This is a genomic window from Roseixanthobacter glucoisosaccharinicivorans, from assembly GCF_043195095.2.
Classification (GTDB): domain Bacteria; phylum Pseudomonadota; class Alphaproteobacteria; order Rhizobiales; family Xanthobacteraceae; genus NCEH01.
Genome location: NZ_CM195538.1, coordinates 1,719,158 through 1,738,359 on the forward strand (window position 1 = coordinate 1,719,158; position 19,202 = coordinate 1,738,359).

The 19,202-nt window shown below is 67.1% G+C and carries 17 protein-coding genes; 10 read left to right on the forward strand and 7 right to left on the reverse strand.

Annotation, left to right across the window (positions count from 1 at the left end):
• The first annotated feature begins 48 nt into the window (after positions 1–48).
• From mgtE to V5F78_RS07715, 4 genes are all read left to right on the forward strand, one after another.
• Positions 49–1,458 (forward strand): magnesium transporter, encoded by a 1,410-nt coding sequence (mgtE, locus tag V5F78_RS07700; protein ID WP_394071587.1) that lies wholly within the window; start codon positions 49–51, stop codon positions 1,456–1,458.
• Between the two features lie 153 nt (positions 1,459–1,611).
• Positions 1,612–3,759 carry a putative bifunctional diguanylate cyclase/phosphodiesterase gene (locus tag V5F78_RS07705; RefSeq protein WP_394071586.1) on the forward strand — a complete coding sequence of 716 codons (2,148 nt, stop codon included), beginning with the start codon at positions 1,612–1,614 and terminating at the stop codon, positions 3,757–3,759.
• 184 nt (positions 3,760–3,943) lie between these two features.
• On the forward strand, positions 3,944–5,116 hold the full coding sequence (locus V5F78_RS07710; RefSeq protein ID WP_394071634.1) for an isovaleryl-CoA dehydrogenase: 1,173 nt from the start codon (positions 3,944–3,946) through the stop codon (positions 5,114–5,116).
• Positions 5,117–5,240: 124 nt separating this feature from the next.
• Complete coding sequence (locus tag V5F78_RS07715; protein ID WP_394071585.1) at positions 5,241–6,041, forward strand: YdcF family protein; 801 nt, start codon at positions 5,241–5,243, stop codon at positions 6,039–6,041.
• A 193-nt stretch (positions 6,042–6,234) separates the two neighbouring features.
• Here V5F78_RS07715 and V5F78_RS07720 read toward each other — a convergent pair whose 3' ends face one another.
• Positions 6,235–6,537 carry a DUF3253 domain-containing protein gene (locus V5F78_RS07720; protein WP_394071584.1) on the reverse strand — a complete coding sequence of 101 codons (303 nt, stop codon included), beginning with the start codon at positions 6,535–6,537 and terminating at the stop codon, positions 6,235–6,237.
• Between the two features lie 225 nt (positions 6,538–6,762).
• Between V5F78_RS07720 and V5F78_RS07725 the strand changes: the two genes are divergently transcribed.
• Genes V5F78_RS07725 through V5F78_RS07735 form a run of 3 tightly spaced genes read left to right on the forward strand, consistent with a single transcriptional unit; the run spans position 6,763 to position 8,174 of the window.
• Positions 6,763–6,891, forward strand: a complete 129-nt coding sequence (locus tag V5F78_RS07725) for a hypothetical protein (protein WP_394071583.1) — start codon at positions 6,763–6,765, stop codon at positions 6,889–6,891.
• Between the two features lie 45 nt (positions 6,892–6,936).
• Positions 6,937–7,626 carry a glutathione S-transferase family protein gene (locus V5F78_RS07730; protein WP_394071582.1) on the forward strand — a complete coding sequence of 230 codons (690 nt, stop codon included), beginning with the start codon at positions 6,937–6,939 and terminating at the stop codon, positions 7,624–7,626.
• Entirely contained in the window at positions 7,623–8,174 is a 552-nt protein-coding gene (locus tag V5F78_RS07735; RefSeq protein ID WP_394071580.1) for a DUF1489 family protein, read from the forward strand. Before V5F78_RS07730 ends, V5F78_RS07735 begins: the two co-directional genes overlap by 4 nt.
• A gap of 256 nt (positions 8,175–8,430) precedes the next feature.
• Here V5F78_RS07735 and sseA read toward each other — a convergent pair whose 3' ends face one another.
• The 4 genes from sseA to V5F78_RS07755 form a co-directional block, all read right to left on the reverse strand.
• A complete protein-coding gene (sseA, locus tag V5F78_RS07740; RefSeq protein ID WP_394071579.1) occupies positions 8,431–9,276 on the reverse strand; it encodes a 3-mercaptopyruvate sulfurtransferase in 846 nt (281 codons plus the stop codon).
• 36 nt (positions 9,277–9,312) lie between these two features.
• Positions 9,313–10,344 (reverse strand): cysteine synthase A, encoded by a 1,032-nt coding sequence (locus V5F78_RS07745; protein WP_394071578.1) that lies wholly within the window; start codon positions 10,342–10,344, stop codon positions 9,313–9,315.
• Between the two features lie 77 nt (positions 10,345–10,421).
• On the reverse strand, positions 10,422–11,498 hold the full coding sequence (locus V5F78_RS07750; protein WP_394071577.1) for an acyltransferase family protein: 1,077 nt from the start codon (positions 11,496–11,498) through the stop codon (positions 10,422–10,424).
• A 171-nt stretch (positions 11,499–11,669) separates the two neighbouring features.
• Entirely contained in the window at positions 11,670–13,124 is a 1,455-nt protein-coding gene (locus V5F78_RS07755; protein WP_394071576.1) for a cryptochrome/photolyase family protein, read from the reverse strand.
• Between the two features lie 108 nt (positions 13,125–13,232).
• Between V5F78_RS07755 and V5F78_RS07760 the strand changes: the two genes are divergently transcribed.
• The gene (locus tag V5F78_RS07760) at positions 13,233–14,177 is read left to right on the forward strand and encodes a glutaminase (RefSeq protein ID WP_394071575.1); all 945 of its coding nucleotides are present in this window, start codon (positions 13,233–13,235) and stop codon (positions 14,175–14,177) included.
• 26 nt (positions 14,178–14,203) lie between these two features.
• On the opposite strand, the gene hutC is transcribed toward V5F78_RS07760, so the two are convergent.
• Positions 14,204–14,926 (reverse strand): histidine utilization transcriptional repressor HutC, encoded by a 723-nt coding sequence (gene hutC, locus V5F78_RS07765; protein ID WP_394071633.1) that lies wholly within the window; start codon positions 14,924–14,926, stop codon positions 14,204–14,206.
• A 32-nt stretch (positions 14,927–14,958) separates the two neighbouring features.
• Positions 14,959–16,356, reverse strand: a complete 1,398-nt coding sequence (locus V5F78_RS07770; RefSeq protein ID WP_394071574.1) for a formimidoylglutamate deiminase — start codon at positions 16,354–16,356, stop codon at positions 14,959–14,961.
• Between the two features lie 107 nt (positions 16,357–16,463).
• Here V5F78_RS07770 and hutI point away from each other — a divergent pair, with 107 nt between their 5' ends.
• Both hutI and hutH read left to right on the forward strand, forming a co-directional pair.
• Positions 16,464–17,669, forward strand: coding sequence for an imidazolonepropionase (gene hutI / locus V5F78_RS07775; protein WP_394071573.1), 1,206 nt, complete (start codon positions 16,464–16,466; stop codon positions 17,667–17,669).
• Positions 17,666–19,201 (forward strand): histidine ammonia-lyase, encoded by a 1,536-nt coding sequence (hutH, locus tag V5F78_RS07780; RefSeq protein WP_394071572.1) that lies wholly within the window; start codon positions 17,666–17,668, stop codon positions 19,199–19,201. The genes hutI and hutH overlap by 4 nt, the downstream gene beginning before the upstream one ends.
• Position 19,202 lies beyond the last annotated feature (1 nt).

Below are 19,202 nucleotides of genomic sequence, written 5' to 3' on the forward strand. Positions count from 1 at the left end.
ACCTAGTCCGAACCTGTGCCGGTTTCCATCCATGACGTGGGGTAGACGATGCGCGAGGACAATTCCGCCGCCGCAGACGAGCGTCCCCCGCTGTCGCCCCGCGATGCGGACGGTACGATCGCCGATGGTTTCCTGACGCAGGTCCAGCACGCGGTCGCGGCCGCGAACGGCGAGCACCTGCGCCGGCTGATCCGCGGGCTGCACGAAGCCGATCTGGGCGACATCATCGAAGCGCTCGATCCGGAGCTGCGGCCCCGACTGATCGAACTGGCGGGCGGCGAATTCGATTTCACCGCCTTGACCGAACTGGACGAGACGGTTCGCGTCCAGATCCTCCAGGCGCTGCGGCCCTGGACCGTGGCGGAGGGTATTCGCGACCTCGATTCGGACGATGCGGTCTACATCCTGGAAGACCTGGATGAGGACGAAAAAGCCGCCATCCTCCAGCACATTCCCGCGCCCGAGCGGGTCGCGCTCCAGCGTTCGCTCGATTATCCCGAGGAAAGCGCCGGCCGGCGCATGCAGACGGAGTTCATCGCGGTTCCGCCCTTCTGGACCGTCGGCCGTACCATCGACCATATGCGCGAGACCGACGATCTGCCGGAGACCTTCTATGAGGTGTTTGTCGTAGATCCCGCCTATCGGCTCATCGGGTCGGTGCCGCTCGACCGCCTGCTGCGCACCAAGCGCGCGGTGCTGTTGACCGCCGTGAAGAGCGACCAGCGCCACATCGTGAAGGCGTCCGAGGACCAGGAAGAGGTGGCTCGCATGTTCGAGCACTACAATCTGGTTTCCGCCCCGGTGGTGGACGATGCCGGGCGGCTCGTGGGCGTCATGACCATCGACGACGTGGTGGACGTGATCCAGGAGGAGGCGGACGAGGATCTGCGGGCCATGGCGGGCGTGGGCAGCGACGAGGAGCTCTCGGACTCCGTGGCTTATACCGCCCGCGGCCGCTTGCCCTGGCTCGTGGTGAACCTTGGGACTGCATTCCTCGCAGCCTTCATCATCGGCCTGTTCTCCGCCACCATTGAGAAGATGGTCGCGCTGGCGGTGCTCATGCCGATCGTCGCCTCCATGGGCGGGAATGCGGCCAACCAAACCATGACCGTAGCGGTACGCGCTCTCGCCACCAAGGACATCAGCTCTCACAATGCGCGCCGCGTCGTGCTCCGAGAAGTTTTGGTTGGTTTGGTAAACGGATCAATCCTTGCGATCCTTCTTGGTGTCATCGCCGCCGCCTGGTTCGGAAATTTGCAACTTGGCGGAGTGATCGCGAGCGCGCTTGTGGTCAACATGCTGGCGGCAGGACTGTTCGGAATCCTGGTTCCGCTGGCGATCCACAAGCTTAAACTCGACCCGGCGGTTGCGTCCGGTGTATTCGTCACCATGGTAACAGACAGCGTCGGATTCTTCGCATTTCTCGGCCTCGCATCTCTGTGGTTTGGGGGTACCTAAGCGAGGGGGCGCTGTCGCGACGCTTGCGCCGACCGCGCGGGCGTACGAGAAAGGTCGGCGGCGACATTGGGTCGGTCGCGCGGCCTTTTCGTGGCTCTCGGTCGGGAGGCTAATATTCCTAGACGGGCGGGCGCCGCAGCGCGCAGCTTCTCGGTGGCGACCATCGCTGCGGTGCTGGTTGTTGTAACGTGCCTGTGCGCGGTCATGGCGTTTGCGGTCGCGAGCAATGACGCCCGCACCGGTGCATTCGAGCGGCAGGCCGTCCGCGCGGCACTGGCCGATCATGCTGCCCTTATGAAGCGCACCGTCAGCCTGATCGAGCCTGATGCGGAAGTCAGCGCGCGGGTGAAGCAGAATGACCGCGCGTGGCTGCACCAGAATCTGGGACTCTCGCTCAACAATCACTTTGGCTATGAGCGGACGTTCCTGCTGGATCGGCAAAATCGCATTCTTTACGCCTATTCGCTGGACCAGGAAGTGGACCGGGATCAGTTCGACGCCCTGCTTCCCGCCCTCCAGCGGATCATGCGCGATCCGCAAAACCGCAGCGCGAAAGCGGCCGGCGAACCTCTTTCCGGATTCGTCGCCACCGGCGACTTCGCGGGCCTGGCGGTGGTGCGCTCCTTCACCCAGACCGGAACGGCCGGCGACGGGCCGGACGTGTTGCAATCCGTGACGGTGGATCTGCTGGACGACGCATTTCTTGCCGAATTGGAACGCCGGGTGAAACTGGCGGGCTTCCGCGTCTATCGCGGGGTGGTGCCGGACGACCGGGAAAATTTCATCACGCTGACCAATTTCGCCGACGCCAATCCGATTGTCCTTGCCTGGATGCCCGAGCGGCCCGGCGTCACCGCGCTTCAGCGCATTGCTCCGGTCATCGCGGTGCTCTCGCTCACGCTGCTCGGCATCTGCGTCATGCTGCTGGTGCAGTCCCGCCGCACCGGCGCAGCCTTGGCCGCCAGCGAGGCGGAGGCCAAATCAATGGCCATGGAGGATTATCTGACGGGTCTGGCCAATCGCGGCGGCTTCGTTGGCCGCCTGCAGGCCCGCATCGCCGCCCTCGCCCGGAACGAGATCCTGGCCATGGCCTTTCTGGATCTCGACGGATTCAAGGACATTAACGACACGCTCGGCCACGGCGTGGGCGACGAGCTTTTGTGCCTGATGGCCTCGCGGGTCCGCCAGACGCTGGGCGATCGGGGCCTTGCGGCGCGGTTCGGCGGCGATGAATTCGTGCTGTATCTGATCTGCGCCGAACGGGCCGAGGTGGAGCCCTTCCTGGTCTCATTGCTGTCGGTGATGCAGCAGCCCGTGCGGCTTGAGGGCCATGAGCTTCAGATCGGCGCGTCCATCGGGGTTTCCTTCGCTCCCGAGCACACGGACAACCCGGGCGAACTGATGCGTCTCGCCGACATCGCCCTGTATCGCGCGAAGGCGGACGGGCGCGGACTGGTGCGCTTCTTCGCGCCCGAGCTGGAGCAGGACATCCGCAACCGCCGCACGGTCGAGCTTGAATTGGCGGAAGCCATTGATCACGGGCAGATGGCGCTGGTGTTCCAGCCTCAGGTGGATGTCGAGAGCGAGCGCATCGTCGGCTTCGAGGCGCTGGTGCGCTGGGATCATCCCGAACGCGGGCGCCTGCCCCCCGAGACCTTCGTCCCCATCGCCGAGCGCAGTCGCCTGATCTGCCGGCTCGACAATTGGGTGATGCGGCGCGCGTGCGAACTGGGGCGGCGGCTCGACGATGTGACCGTCTCGGTCAATATGTCGCCCATCAGCCTGCGTCAGCCCAATATCGCCGATCTCATCCTGGAGAGTCTTGCCGAGACCGGCTTCGAGCCGTCCCGCCTGGAGATCGAGATTACCGAGAGCGCGATCATCCAGGCGGATGTGGAGGTGAACGCCACCTTGCTGCGCCTGCGTGAAAGCGGGGTGCGCATCGCGCTCGACGATTTCGGCACCGGGCATGCGTCCCTGGTGCATATCCGCCGTTTCCCGGTGACCAAGATCAAGATCGACCGCTCGTTCATCTCCAATCTCGGGACCGAGCGGGACGCCGCCGCGATCGTGGAATATGTGGTGCGTCTCGGCCGCTCGCTCGGCATCGTGTTGACCGCCGAGGGGGTTGAGACGCGAGAGCAATTGCGCTTCCTGCGGGCGTTCGGGGCGCAGCAGGCGCAGGGTTTCCTGTTTTCCGGGCCGGTCTCCATCGACGCCGCCGAGGCGATGCTCGCGGATCAGAATGTACCGGGCGGGCGTCCGAGGCCGCCGGGCATGCGCCGCAATGTGGACGCCTGAAGGGCGCTCAGTTTCCTGTTGAATAAACGGCCATACGTTTTATTCTTCAGCTTCCGCCTCCGGATGCCGCTGTGTGCCGTCGGGGGAGGGGATGCCAGTGCCATTGGTTCAGCGCGCGTTCCTCAAGAAGTCCACGGCGGCCGTGCCGCACAGAATGGGCTTCGACGCGGCCGGGAGGAAGATCATGTTGCCCAACGCCCACCGCGGATTCGATTTCGATCTCGGCGAGACCGCCGACATGCTGCGCGACACCGTGCGCGGCTTCTCCCAGGACAAGATCGCCCCCCGCGCCGAAGAGATTGATCGCACGAACCAATTTCCCCGCGACCTGTGGCCTCAGCTGGGCGCTCTCGGCCTGCTCGGCATTACCGTGGAAGAGGAATATGGCGGCTCCGGCCTTGGCTATCTGGAGCATGTGATCGCTATGGAGGAGATCAGCCGCGCCTCGGCTTCGGTCGGCCTGTCCTATGGCGCGCATTCGAACCTCTGCATCAACCAGATCCGGCGCAACGGCAACGAGGCGCAGAAGCGGCGCTATTTGCCCAAGCTCATCTCGGGCGAGCATGTGGGCGCGCTGGCCATGTCGGAGCCCGGAGCCGGGTCCGATGTCGTGTCCATGCGCACCCGGGCGGAGAAGAAGGGCGACCGCTATGTGCTGACCGGCAACAAGATGTGGATCACCAACGGTCCCATCGCCGAGACGCTGGTGGTCTATGCCAAGACCGACCCGGCCGCCGGCGCGCGCGGCATGACGGCTTTCCTCATCGAGAAAGGCTTCAAGGGATTTTCCACCGCGCAGAAGCTGGACAAGCTCGGCATGCGCGGGTCCGACACCTGCGAGCTGGTGTTCGAGGATTGCGAGGTGCCCGAGGAGAACGTGCTCGGCGAGGTGGGGCGCGGCGTCAATGTGTTGATGTCCGGCCTGGACTATGAACGCGCGGTGCTCGCGGCGGGCCCGGTCGGGATCATGCAGGCCTGCATGGACGTGGTGCTGCCCTATGTCCACGAGCGCAAGCAGTTCGGCCAGCCCATCGGCACGTTCCAGCTCATGCAGGGCAAGATCGCCGACATGTATGTGACCATGAATGCCGTGCGCGCTTATGTGTATGCCGTTGCAAAGGCGTGCGATCGCGGCGCCACCACGCGCGAGGATGCGGCCGGGGCGATCCTGTTCGCGGCCGAGAAGGCGACCTGGATGGCGCTCGAGGCGATCCAGACCCTGGGCGGCAACGGCTATATCAATGAATATCCCACCGGCCGCCTGCTGCGGGACGCCAAGCTCTATGAGATCGGCGCCGGGACGAGCGAGATCCGCCGGATGCTGATCGGCCGGGAATTGTTCGACAAGACCGCCTGACGGCCCTTCCAGAGACGCTCCACGACAAAATCGGAACGCGCGAGCGCCGGCGGACGGCTTGCGCGCTTCTGTATCTTCGCGCTGCAACAGGACTAGGCTATTGCTTGGTTGAAGAGGAGCGCTCATGGACGATTTTTACACGCTCTCGAAGATACTCGGCATCCTGGCGGCTCCGTCCAACGTTCTGGTGTTGCTGGCTGTTTTCGGTGTGATCCTGCTGCTGACGGGCCTGCGCCGGACGCCGTCGCTGATTCTCGCCTTCGCGGTGCTCGGCATGTTCCTGACCGGCTTCTCGCCGCTGGCCAATTATCTGGTCTCGCCGCTTGAGGAGCGATTCCCGCCTTATGTGTCGGACGGGAAGCCCGTCGACGGCATCATCATGCTCGGCGGGGCGGAAGTGCCGGACGTGGCGCTGGCGCGCGGTATCACGGCGGTGAATGACGCGGCCGAGCGGATTATCGTGTTCGCCGCCTTGGCGCGGCAATATCCGCAGGCCCGCCTCGTGGTGGCGGCGGGCTCCACCGCGGCGGGCGATATGGTGGCACCGGAGGCGGAGGCGGAACGCAAGGCGCTGCAGGATGTCGGCGTCGATCTTTCGCGGGTGGTGTTTGAGCAGCGTTCGCGCAACACCATCGAGAATGCCGCTTTCAGCAAGGCGCTGGTCAATCCGCAGCCCGGCCAGAAATGGCTGCTGGTGACCTCCGCCTTCCACATGCCCCGCGCAATCGCTTGTTTTCGCGCGGTGGATTTTCCCGTGACCGCCTATCCAGTGGATTATCGCACCGTTCGGACGGACGTGCTGGACACGCCGTTCACGCGGGTGGCGCAGGGGCAGGACCTGATGGACATCGCCACTCGGGAATGGGTGGGCCTTGCCGCTTATTACTTCGCCGGCAAGACCAAGGTGCTGTTTCCCGCGCCCTAGGGACCCATCGGCGCTGCGGCCGCCGGCGAGCAGTGGGAAAATGTTTCACGTGAAACAATGGCTTAGCGCAGACGAATCGAGGTTTTGTGCCCCATCTCCGTGGTTTTCCGAGCGCTAAACCCGGCATTTTCAGCAGAATTCGCGCCATGAATTTCTGCGCACCGCGATCGGCACGCGATGGCCGGCAGACCGCTCAATCCTCGCGTGGCAGGCCGAGCCGGTACACGCCGCGGAACTCCTGCGGGTCCACGGGCTTTCCCTTGCGATAGATCACCAGCCGGCCTTCGAGTGCGAGGCGCACCGCCACCCGGCGCACCGCCGGCAGGGCGCGCTGCCATTGCGCCGGGCCCATCAAGGCGAGGGCGGCGTCGGCGGGGGCTATGGTCTTGCCCGCTTCCTGGGCGGCGAGGGTGAGAATGGCGCGGGCCACGTCGTCCTCGGCGGGCAGGGCGGTGGTTGCGGCCTCGGCCGCGGGCGGGTTCTGCGGGTTGGTCATGGGCCTGCTGTCGCATCGCCGCCAGCGCCGCGCAAGCCCGAGCTGATAGGAACAAGCGCGAGGGGCAGCCATGCGCTTATGGCAGGTGCGGCGCAGCAAGATGGCCTTGCGCTTTCGTTAGGAATTTCTTAGGTATTGTGACGAATGCGTGGCCGAAATGCGCCTCATCCGGAAATCCTGTTTCAGGACGCTTTTTCCTCTCCCTTCAAGCCATAGACAGTCATCATGACCGGAAAGACCGAACGATCCTGCTGGTGCGTCGCGCGCACCGCTCTGGGCGTTGTTGTTGCGACCATTGCCGTGGTCTATCTCTTCGGCGGGTTCGATCCCGTCATCGTCGCTTCGATCCACTGACGGCACGCGGCCCAGTCCCATAGGGTCCTGGGGAACACGACCGCCATGCCGTTGAAGCTGATCATCGGAAACAAGAATTATTCCTCCTGGTCGATGCGGCCCTGGCTCGCCTTGCGGACCGCCGACATCGCCTTCGAGGAGCAGCGCATCGCCATCGGCACCGATGCGTTCAAGGCCGCGCTCGCGCCGCTCGGCACCGCCGGCCGCGTTCCGGTGCTGGTCGATGGCGATATCCCCGTGTGGGATTCCTTGGCGATCATCGAGCATGTGGCAGAGACCCATCCGAGCCGGCCGCTCTGGCCCTCGCGTCCCGCCGCACGGGCCTTCGCCCGCTCCATCAGCGCCGAGATGCACGCCTCCTTCCATCATCTGCGCCGCCATCTTCCCATGAATCTGTGGCGCCCGGTGGCGCCGCTGGCCCTGCCCGAGGCCGTGGAGCGGGATGTCGCGCGCGTCACCGCCATCTTCCGCGAGGCCCGCGCGCGCTTCGGGAGTGGCGGGGACTTTCTGTTCGGCGCCTTCTGCGCGGCGGACGCCATGTTCGCGCCAGTCGCGACGCGCCTGCGCACCTATGCGGTGCCGCTCGACGACGTCAGCGCGGCCTATGTGGCTGCCATTCATGCCCAACCCGATTTCGTCGCCTGGAAGGCCGAGGCGCTGCGCGAAAGCGAGGTGCTGGCCGAGGACGAGGTGGACTGGCCGCAGGTGAAGCGGGAGCCGGTCACCGCGGCATGAACGCGAAATCCCCCGCCAAGCCGGCCAAGACATCGCCGGCCAAGACATCGCCGGCGAAGACATCGCTCGCCAAGACATCGCTCGCCAAGGCGCCGGCCGCCGCAGCATCGCGCCCCCTTCATCTGCTGAAGCTGTGCGTCGGCGCCGAATCCATCGAGGACCTCACCGACTGGATCGCCGAGCGCCTCGCCGACAAGGCGGCGCGCGGCCTGCCTGTGGAACATGGGCATATCACCCGTATGGTGCCGACCCGCACCGAGGAATTGCTCAGCGGCGGTTCGCTCTATTGGGTCATCAAGGGCGAGATCATGTGCCGGCAGCGGCTGGTCGACATCCGCCCGTTCGTGGATGGCGAAGGCATCCGCCGCTGCACCTTGGTGCTGGACCCGCAGGTGGTGCGCGTGGCGCCGCGCCCGCACCGCCCGTTCCAGGGCTGGCGCTATCTCAAGGATACGGACGTCGCCGCCGATCTCGACGCGGCGGGCAAGGGCGCGGCCGGATTGCCGGCGGAGATGGAGCGCGAATTGCGCGCCCTCGGGCTGCTTTAGGCGTATCCGTCGCCCGCCACGGTCTTTCCCTCTCCCTGGCGGTCTTTCCCTGCCGAGCGGTCTTCCCCCTCCCCAACCCTCCCCCGCAAGCGGGAGAGGGAGCGCATCGGACTGTGTGACGTACGGATTTCCCCCCGACACCGCCTTGTCCCCTCTCCCGCTTGCGGGGGAGGGCTAGGGAGGGGGCCTTCCAAGCGAGGGTTAGGGATCTTCCACGCGAGCGCTGGCGAGGGGGACTTCCAAGCGCCGCGAGGTTTTATTCCGCTCCGGTCGCCACCGGCTTTCCGGCGGCCGCCCATTCGGCCCAGGAGCCGTCATAGAGCGCGTGCGGGCGCTTGCCGATGCTGTCCAGCGCCAGCCACAAAATGGCGGCCGAGACGCCGGAGCCGCAGGAGGTGATGACCGGGCGGGAGAGATCCACGCCCGCGCCTTCCAGCGCCGCGCGCAGGGCCTCGGGCTCGGCGAGGTGGCCGTCCTTGACGATTTCGCTGAAGGGCAGGTTGAGGCTGCCGGGAATATGGCCGGAGGCGATGCCGGCGCGCGGCTCCGGCGCCTCGCCCCGGAACCGGGCCGCCGGGCGCGCATCGAGCACCTGGCTGGTGCCGGCGGTCAAGGCGCGCTCCACCTGGGCGATGTCGGCGATGATGGAGCGGTCCAGCCGCGCCATGAAGCTGGCCGTCGGGCGGGTGGAGGGGCCGCTTTCGGTCTCGCGGCCCTCGGCCAGCCATTGCGGCAGGCCGCCATCCAGAATCATCACCTCCGCCACCCCGAAGGCGCGGAAGGTCCACCACACGCGCGCCGCCGAGAACAGGCCGAGCTGGTCATAGACCACGATCCGCAGCCCATCGCCGATGCCGAGCTTGCCCACCGCCGCGGAGAAGGCGAGCGCGTCCGGCAGCATGTGGGGCAGGTCGCTCGAATGGTCGGAAATGGCGTCGATGTCGAAGAACACGGCGCCGGGGATGTGATGCTCCAGGAACTCCGCCTTGCCGTTGCGCCCGGTCGGCGGCAAGTGCCAGGAGCCGTCCACGATCACCAGGTCGGGCGCTCCGAGATTGTCCGCAAGCCATTGGGTGGACACGAGGTAAGGCGAGGAGGTCATGAACGGGATTCCGCGTTGGAGGAGGGGCGGCGAGGATCACACGAGAACGTTCGGCACCTCGCTCTTGCGTTCCAGCCAGCCCGGCACGGGCAGGTCCTTGGAGCGCAGGAATTCGGGATTGAACAGCTTCGACTGATAGCGCGTGCCGTAGTCGCAGAGAATGGTGACGATGGTATGCCCCGGCCCGAGATCCTTCGCGAGGCGGATCGCGCCGGCGATATTGATGCCGGACGAGCCGCCGAGGCACAGGCCCTCGTGCTCCAGCAGGTCGAACACGATCTGCACCGCTTCGGCGTCCGGTATCTGATAGGCGAAATCCACCGGCGCGCCCTCCAGGTTCGCGGTGATGCGCCCCTGGCCGATGCCCTCGGTGATGGACGAGCCCTCCGCGTGCAGCACGCCGGTGGTGTAATAGGAATAGAGCGCCGCGCCGAACGGGTCGGCGAGCGCGATCTTGATGTTGGGGTTGCGCGCCTTCAGGGCCATGCCGATGCCCGCGAGCGTGCCGCCGGTGCCGACCGCGCACACGAAGCCGTCCACCTTGCCGTCGGTCTGCTGGTAGATTTCCGGGCCGGTGGTGTCGATATGCGCCTGCCGGTTGGCCACATTGTCGAACTGGTTGGCCCAGATGGCGCCGTTCGGCTCGGTCTTGGCGAGCGCCTCGGCAAGGCGGCCGGAGACCTTCACGTAATTGTTCGGGTTGGAATAGCCCACCGCCGGCACTTCCACGAGCGTGGCGCCGGCGAGGCGCAGCATGTCCTTCTTTTCCTGGGACTGGGTCTCGGGAATGACGATCACGGTCTTGAAGCCGAAGGGCGCAGCCACCAGCGCCAAGCCGATGCCGGTATTGCCCGCCGTGCCTTCCACGATCACGCCGCCGGGCTGGAGCGTGCCCTTCGCGATCGCATCCTGGATGATGCCGAGCGCCGCGCGATCTTTCACCGACTGGCCCGGATTGAGGAATTCCGCCTTGCCCAGAATGGTGCACCCGGTCTCCTCGGACGCCTTCTTCAGGCGGATGAGCGGGGTGTTGCCGATGGATTCAACAAGGCCGTTACGTATATTCATGGAATAACCGTGCTCCAGATGGCGAGCGAACGTTACCGAAGGCGCTCACCAGCGGCAACCGGCGCGGCTTGCGGCGGTCATCGCGGCACCGGGGCCGGGCGCGGGCCGCGGCGCAGGAGCGCGCTGCGCAAAAACCCGTTCATGGGCAGCTCGATGCAGCGATAGGTCAGGTAGCCGAGCGCCAGCGCCGTGCCGGTGACCAACAGGAAATAGAACCCAAGATATTGCCCGCCCAATAGCTTGCGCCACAGCGGATCGACGAACAGAAAAATGAAGCTGTGGCTGAGATAGAGGCTGTAGGAGGCATTTCCCAGCACCACGAGAATGCCCACCGCCGGGCGTGTGGGATTGGCATCCACGCACAGCACGCATAGCCCCACGGTGAGCATCGCCACCAGCGTATGGGCCGCCGGCACCGCCTGGGGAAAGGCCGTGACCGCGACGATCAGCGCCAGGCAGGCGGGAAGGACATGGCGAAACCCCAGCACGCCCCGCCCATTGCGCATGAGATGCAGCTTCACCAGCGCGAGCGCGATGCCGATGACGAATTCCAGCAGGATCGGATGGGTCCAGGCGCGCATGACGTCCTGCTGCCAGTCCAGCGTTCCCGCCACGGTCAGGCCGAGCAGCGCGGCGATAAGGACACTCAAGCCCAAGGTGCGCCGCAGGAACAGGCTGGCGGCAAAGGCGAGGTAGAAGAACATCTCATAGTTCAGCGTCCAGCCCTGGGACAGGATCGGCCGATGCTGCGCGTAGAGATTGAAGTAGGGAATGAAGACATAGCTCTTCACCACTTCCGGCACGGAGAGAAGCGCCGCGCCCGAGGGATCGCCGAGGCGCGCGAGCAGCAGGAAGACGAGGATCTGCAGCGTCGTCAGCAGCCAATAGAGCGGCACCACGCGCACGATTCGCGCCGCCAGGAACCGCCCCGGTGCCCCCGGCTTTCCGAACGCGTCATGGGCGATATAGACCATGATGAAGCCGCTGATGACGAAGAAGATGCGGACCCCGAGATCGCCCGAAATCCCGAAAATCAGCACCTCCGCGCCATAGCGCTCGCGAAAGCCGGAAAGGCTGTGCTCCACATGGGACAGCATGACCAAGGCGGCCGCAAGGAAGCGCAGGATCTGCAAGGAATAGAGGGTTTCCCGCATCACTTGATCCTCGCCGCGGCCCGGCGCCGCGCGTGCCGCAACATGCCCGCCGGCCCGGCCGGGCGGGGCCGTCTCGCCCCTGAGTCGCCGGCGCGTCCGGTGTAGCGGGAAGCCTTCGGCCGCGCCATAGCCTGCCCTCGCACCACCCCGCCGCAGGCGATGCCTTCGCCTTCATCCGGCCGCTTGCGCCTTGACCTGCTCGAACGCGCGCAGCGCCCGGGCGCGGGCTTGGGCGTGGTCCACGATGGGGTGGGGATAGGTGCTGCCGAGCCGCACGCCGGCCCGCGACAAAGCGGCGGCATCGCCCGTCCAGGGCTTGTGGATCAGCGCCGGCGGCAGCCGCGCCAGCTCGGGCACGAAAGCGCGCACATAGGCCCCGTCCGGATCGAACTTCTCGCCCTGGAGCACCGGGTTGAAGATGCGGAAATAAGGCGCGGCATCCACCCCGCTGCCGGCGACCCATTGCCAATTGCCGGGATTGCTCGCGGCGTCCGCATCCACCAGCGTGTCCCAGAACCAACGCTCCCCCGCGCGCCAGTGCACTAACAGGTGCTTGGCGAGGAAAGACGCGACCACCATGCGCATGCGGTTGTGCATCCAGCCCGTCCGCCAGAGCTGCCGCATGGCGGCATCCACGATGGGGTAGCCGGTGCGGCCGCTCTGCCATGCCGCGCAGTCCTCGGGCGCATCGCGCCAGGGAAAGGCGTCGAAGGCGGCATTGAGATTGCGTGTCGCAAGGTCCGGCGCCGTATTCAGAATGTGGTGGTTGAACTCGCGCCAATAGAGTTCTGCCACGAATTTTTCGCCGTCGCGCGGGGCAAGCCCTTCCGCCTCCACGGCGTGTTGCGTGGCGGAGGCGACCTGCCGGGGTGATATCTCGCCCCAGCGCAGATGCGGCGACAGGCGCGAGACGTGGTCCATGTCCGGCCGGTCGCGCAGCTCCGCATAGCCGGCGAGCCCGGTAGAGAAAAAGGCGTGCAATCGCTCCCGCGCCGCCGCTTCGCCGGCCCGCCATGTGGCGCGCAGGCCCTGCGCCCAATCGGGGCGGGAAGGTTCGAGCGCCCATTGGGCGAGATCATCGCTTTGCTGTGCGTGGCGGGCCGCCTCCAGGCGCGGCGGAACGGGCAGGGGCGCGCGTGGCACCCAATCCTTCAAAGCGGCCCGTTGGAAGGCGGAGAAGGTGCGCGGCAAGGTGCCCGCCGCCGTGCGCACCGATCCCAATTCATGCAGCAGATGGCCGTTGAACAGGTGCACCTCGCGGCCCTCGGCCCGCAAATCGGCCGCGACCTGCACGTCGACCGCGCGCTCGGCAGCCCCCGGCCGGTTGTTGAGGGTGACGAGCCCGGCGCCGAGCGCCCGCGCCAGCGCCGGAACGATCTCGCCCGCCCGTCCCCGGCGCAGGATCAGGGGAATGCCGTGCGCGTTGAGGTCGCGCATCAGTGCTTTCAGAGACTGGGCCAGCCACCAGCGCGCCGCCCCGCCGAGCGGCCGCACGCCGGGCGAAATTTCATCCAGCACATAAAGCGCCGCTACCGGCCGCCCATCCCGCGCGGCGTGGGTGAGGGCGGGATTGTCGCTAAGCCGCAGATCGTCGCGGAACCAGACCAGGGCAGGGGAAGGCGGCATGACGCACCGATTGGGAAACGGGCGCGCAGCATAGCCTGTGCGGCGCGGCCGGCTACCCTTCGCGCCTGCGAGAGCTATAGTCGCTCAGTGTTCAAGGGGAGGACCGGGGTGTCGGATTTCAAGCCGGATTTGAGGCAGGTGGTGGCGGACATCGCCGCCGACATGGCGCAGCGCACCGAGCGCGGCACGGTTGCGAGCTATATTCCCGAACTCGCCAAGGTGCCGCTGGACCAGTTCGCCATCGCCGTGACCACCGCAGACGGCGAGATGATCTGCGCCGGGGATTTCGAGACCGCCTTCTCGATCCAGAGCATCTCCAAGGTGTTCACGCTGACCTTGGCGCTTGGGCAGCTGGGCGACAATCTGTGGAACCGGGTCGGCCGCGAGCCCTCGGGCAATGCGTTCAATTCCATTGTCCAGCTGGAATATGAGAAGGGCAAGCCGCGCAATCCCTTCATCAATGCCGGCGCGATCGCCGTCACCGACGTGCTGCTCTCCGGCCACCAGCCGCGCGAGGCGCTCGGCTCCATCCTGCGCTTCATCCGCTTCATCGCCGACGACGAGGACGTGGCGATCGACGAGAATGTGGCGCGCTCGGAAAAGCAGACCGGCTTCCTCAATACCGCGCTCGCCAATTACATGCGCGCCTTCAACGTGCTGGAGCACCCGGTGGACCATGCGCTCGGGGTCTATTTCCACCATTGCGCGATCACCATGACCGCTCGGCAATTGGCCATGGCGGGCCGCTATATCGCTTTCGGCGGCAAGATCCCCACCACCGGGCGCTCGGTCGTCACCTCGGAGCGGGCGCGCCGCATCGCGGCCCTGATGCTGACCTGCGGCCATTATGACGGCTCGGGCGACTTCGCCTTCCGCGTCGGCCTGCCGGGCAAAAGCGGTGTGGGCGGCGGCATCCTGGCGGTGGCGCCGGGCAAGGCCTCGATCGCGGTCTGGTCGCCGGGCCTCGATCGCTTCGGCAATTCGGTGCTGGGCTCGATCGCGCTGGAGCAATTGGCGCGGGCCATGCGCTGGTCGGTGTTCGGCGCGGGCTAAGCGAGTCCGCCGGGCGGGCCCGCGCTTCAGCCGCCGGAGGAGGCCTGCGAGGGGGTGAAGCGCGCGACCAGGTTGAACAGGTCGCCGCGGAAGGTCTGGCGCACGAACGTGATGTTCTCGTCCCCGCGCCAGGTGCGGCGTTGCAGCTCCAGGCAGGCGGCGCGGTCCGGGATGTCGAGCAGCGTCGCCATTTCGCTCGAGGCATTGACGGCGGTGATGTGGTGCTCGGCCTCGGTCCAGGGAACGTGACCGACCAGCCAGGAGCCGGGAGATTGGCGCGAGAAATCCACGTCCGCCGCCTCGGGCACGGCGGTGATGTTGATGAGGCGTCGTTCCAGGGCAAAGGGGCGCATGCCGGCCATGTGCCGGCACTCCAGCTCCAGCACTTCGCCGCGGGGCGTCAGCTCCCATTCCAGCGCCATGCGCCGGTCCGCGCGGCGGCGCTGCAGACGCAGCAATTCGTAACGATAGGTCTCGCCCCGCAGGGTGATTTCCGCCTCGATATCCGGGATCTGAAGAATCGCCGATTGGATGCGCGGCGCGGCGACGAACGATCCGGCGCGGCGGCGACGCTCCACCAGCCCCGCCGCGGCGAGTTCGGACACCACCTTGTTCACGGTCATGCGGGCGCAGCCATATTGCGCCATCAGCTCGTGCTCATAGGGGATCCGGTAGCCCGGCCCCCATTCGCCGGACAGGATCTTGGCTTCGATATCGGCCCGGATGCGCCGATTGAGCGTCCCCGACATCTTGTCCTTGAGCGGAGTTTCGACCGTTTCGCTCACGCCAGCACTCTTTCCATCACGCGCGCGAACCTGCCGCGTATCCGTTCATGGTCGTGGTGAAGCCCGTTCGTCACATATTTGCGTCCACGACGCCAGACGCCGTCCACCGCGCCGCCCCGCGCCCCGAAAATCCAGCCGTCGAGCCAGGCATCGCCCGCGCGTGCGGCCAGCGCGGACCGGCCGGGATCGAGGGTAACGAGATCGGCCGGCGCGCCGACCGCGATGCCCCAGCCCGCCGCGCCGCAAGGCACCTGGAGCGCCTGCCCGCCCCCGGCGAGCGCCGCATCGAACAGCGCGCGGCCGGTGGAGCGCAGCGCTTCCCCGGCCCGCATCTCGCCCGCAAGCACATTGCGCGCGCGCAGGCGCAGCCGCTGGCCATATTCAAGGGTGCGCAATTCCTCCGCCGCATCCACGAGCACATTGGAATCGGAACCGATGCCATAGCGTCCGCCGGCACGGGCAAATTCGGCGGCCGGAAATATCCCGTCGCCGAGATTGGCTTCGGTGATCGGGCACAAGCCTGCGACGGCCTGACTTTGCGCAAGTTGGCGGGTTTCGCCCTCGGTCATGTGGGTGGCGTGGATGAGGCACCAGCGCGTATCCACCGGGGCGCCCCCGAACAGATGCTCGACCGGCCGCTGCCCGCACCAGGCGAGGCAATCCTCCACTTCCTTGGTTTGCTCGGCCACATGGATATGGACCGGCCCGCCGGCCGCAAGCGGAAGGATGGCAGTGATTTCTTCCAGGCTCGCGGCCCGCAGGCTGTGGGGGGCGATGCCGACCACGGCATCCTCCAGTGGCGCGACCGCAGCCCGGCTCGCGGCCATCAGCGCGGCGAACCCATCGAGATCGTTGATGAACCGGCGCTGGCCGTGGCCCGGCTCAAGACCGCCGAATCCAGAATGGGCGTAAAACACCGGCAGCAGCGTGAGGGCAATCCCGGTTTCGGCGGCGGCAGCGGAAATGCGCGTCGCCAGTTCCGCGCGATCGGCATAGGCCGCGCCGGCGGGGTCATGATGGAGATAGTGGAATTCGCCGACGCGGGTGAAGCCGCTCTCCAGCATTTCCATGTAAGCGAGGGCGGCCAGCGCCTCCACGTCTTCGGGACCGACACGGTCGACGAAGCGATACATGACCTCGCGCCAGCCCCAGAAGCTGTCCTCGCCCGGCCCGCGCATTTCGGCAAGGCCCGCAAGTCCGCGCTGGAAGGCGTGGCTGTGGAGATTGGGAAGCCCAGGCACCACCGGGCCGTGCCTCTCCTCCCCGCTCGCCGGCGCCACGTCGCGCTCGATCGCGGTCATTGCGCCGTCGCGCAGGTGGAGGCGGACCTTCTGGGCCCAGCCATCGGGCAGCAGAGCGTCGGTAAACCAGAGGCTCCGGGAAGGGGACGGCACCATCGCTTTCCTTTTTTCGAAGGGGGCTGGACAAGCGCGAAGTCGCGCATTTATGTATATACATTATCGGCGCCACCGCCAATGGGAATTGGGGACAGGGAACGGCCATGCGCTGCGACCGCATCTGGCGGAATGCCCGCCTTGCAACCCTCGCGCCCGCGCTTCCAGGGCTCGGGGTGGTGGAAGACGGCCTCGTCGCGGCCCGCGACGGCCGCATCCTCTACGCCGGTCCCCGCGCCGATGCGCCGGCGTTCGACGCCATCGAGGCCGTGGATTGCGCGGGACGCTGGATCACCCCCGGCCTCATCGATTGCCACACCCATCTGGTCTATGGCGGCGATCGCGCGAACGAGTTCGAGATGCGCCTCGCCGGTGTCCCCTATGAGGAGATCGCGCGGGCCGGCGGCGGCATCGTCTCCACCATGACGGCCACCCGCGCCGCGGACGAGGACGCGCTCGTCGCCTCCGCCCTGCCGCGGCTCGATGCGCTTCTGGCGGAAGGCGTCACCACCATCGAGATCAAGTCCGGCTATGGCCTGAACCTGGAGGCCGAGCGGCGCCAATTGCGCGCCGCCCGCGCGCTCGGCGATCGCCGGCCGGTCACCGTCACGACCACCTTCCTCGGCGCCCATGCCTTGCCACCGGAGGCCGGCGGCGACAAGGACGCCTTCATTGATGCGATCTGCACGCAGATGCTCCCGGCACTGGCGGGAGAGGGGCTGGCGGATGCGGTGGATGCGTTCTGCGAAGGCATCGCCTTCTCGCCCGCCCAGGTGGCGCGCGTGTTTGAAGCCGCCCGTGCGCTCGCCCTGCCGGTGAAGCTGCACGCCGACCAGCTCAGCAACCTTCATGGGGCCGAGTTGGCCGCGCGGTTCGGCGCCCTGTCGGCGGACCATCTGGAGCATGCGGACGCCGCAGGAGCCGCGGCCATGGGTAAGGCCGGCACCGTCGCGGTGCTGCTGCCAGGCGCCTATTATTTCATTCGCGAAACCAAGACGCCGCCGGTCGATCTCTTCCGTGCCGCCGGGGTGCCGATCGCCCTTGCGACCGATTGCAACCCGGGCACGTCGCCGCTCACCTCGCTGCTGCTCACCATGAATATGGGCGCCACCTTGTTTCGCCTGACGGTGACCGAATGCATCGCCGGCGTGACGCGCGAAGCGGCGCGCGCACTCGGGGTGCTCAAGCGGACCGGCACGTTGGAGCCCGGCAAGGATTGCGATCTTGCGGTGTGGGATATCGAGCGGCCGGCCGAGCTGGTCTACCGCATCGGCTTCAACCCGCTCCACGCCCGCGTCTGGAGGGGCCGATGAGCGTGCGCCTCGATGCCGGAGCGGTGCCTTTGGCGAAATGGCGCGACATCGCCGCCGGCGCCGCCTTCACCCTCGACCCCAGCTGCGCCGAAAATGTGCGGCGTAGCGCAGCGGCGGTGGACGCCATCGTGGCCGCCGGGGCGCCGGTCTACGGCATCAACACGGGATTCGGGAAGCTGGCCAGCGTCCGCATCGACGCCGCCGATCTGGCCACGCTTCAGCGCAACATCGTCGTGTCCCACGCGGCCGGCGTGGGCGAGGCCATGCCGGCGCCGGTGGTGCGGCTGATGATGGCGCTCAAGCTCGCGAGCCTTGCCCAGGGGGCATCCGGCATACACCCGCGCACGCTGGCGTTTCTGGAGGCCATGCTCGCGCGCGGGCTGGTTCCGGTGGTGCCGGCCCAGGGATCGGTCGGCGCCTCCGGCGATCTCGCGCCGCTGGCGCACATGACCGCCGCGATGATCGGCGTCGGGGATTGCCTGTTCGGCACCGAGCGCATGCCGGCCGACGCGGCTTTGGCCCGGGCCGGGCTCGCCCCCTTGGCGCTCGGACCGAAAGAGGGCCTGGCGCTGCTCAATGGAACCCAGTTTTCCACCGCCTGCGCGCTCACCGGTCTGTTCGCGGCGGAAACCGCATTCCGCGCGGCGCTGGTCACGGGTGCCCTTTCCACCGATGCCGCGCGCGGCTCGGATGCGCCGTTCGATCCGCGCATCCATGCCTTGCGCCGCCATCGCGGGCAGATCGAAACCGCCGAGGCGCTGCGCACGCTCATGGAGGGTTCGGTCATCCGCGACTCCCACCGCCTCGGCGACGATCGGGTGCAGGATCCCTATTGCCTGCGCTGCCAGCCCCAGGTGATGGGCGCCGTGCTCGATCTGCTGCGCCAGGCCGCCGCGACCCTCTCAACCGAGGCCAATGGGGTTTCGGACAATCCGCTGATCTTCTGGCAGACGGGGGAGGCGCTTTCGGGGGGTAACTTTCATGCCGAGCCGGTGGCATTCGCCGCCGACATGATCGCCCTTGCGATCTGCGAGATCGGCGCGCTGGCCGAGCGCAGGATCGCCATGCTGGTGGATCCCGCGCTCTCCGGCCTGCCGGCGTTTCTCACCCCCCGGCCCGGACTGAATTCTGGCTTCATGATTGCGCAGGTCACCGCCGCCGCGCTGGTGTCGGAGAATAAGCAGCGGGCCTATCCCGCGAGCGTGGATTCGATCCCCACCTCGGCCAATCAGGAAGATCACGTTTCCATGGCCGCCCATGGCGCGCGGCGGCTCGCCCCCATGGCCGAGAATGCTTTCGGCATCCTCGGCATCGAATTGCTTGCCGCCGCCCAGGGCTGCGATTTCCACGCCCCGCTCGCCTCCAGCCCCCGGCTGGAGCGGGTTCGGGCATGCCTGCGCGCGCGGGTGCCGCACCTTGAGGACGATCGGTATTTCCATCCCGACATGGCGGCCGCCATCGACCTCGTGCGCAGCGGCGCGCTCGCGGAGGCGGCTGGAGCCGATGTGCTGCCTTCCATCAGCGGAGCTTGAT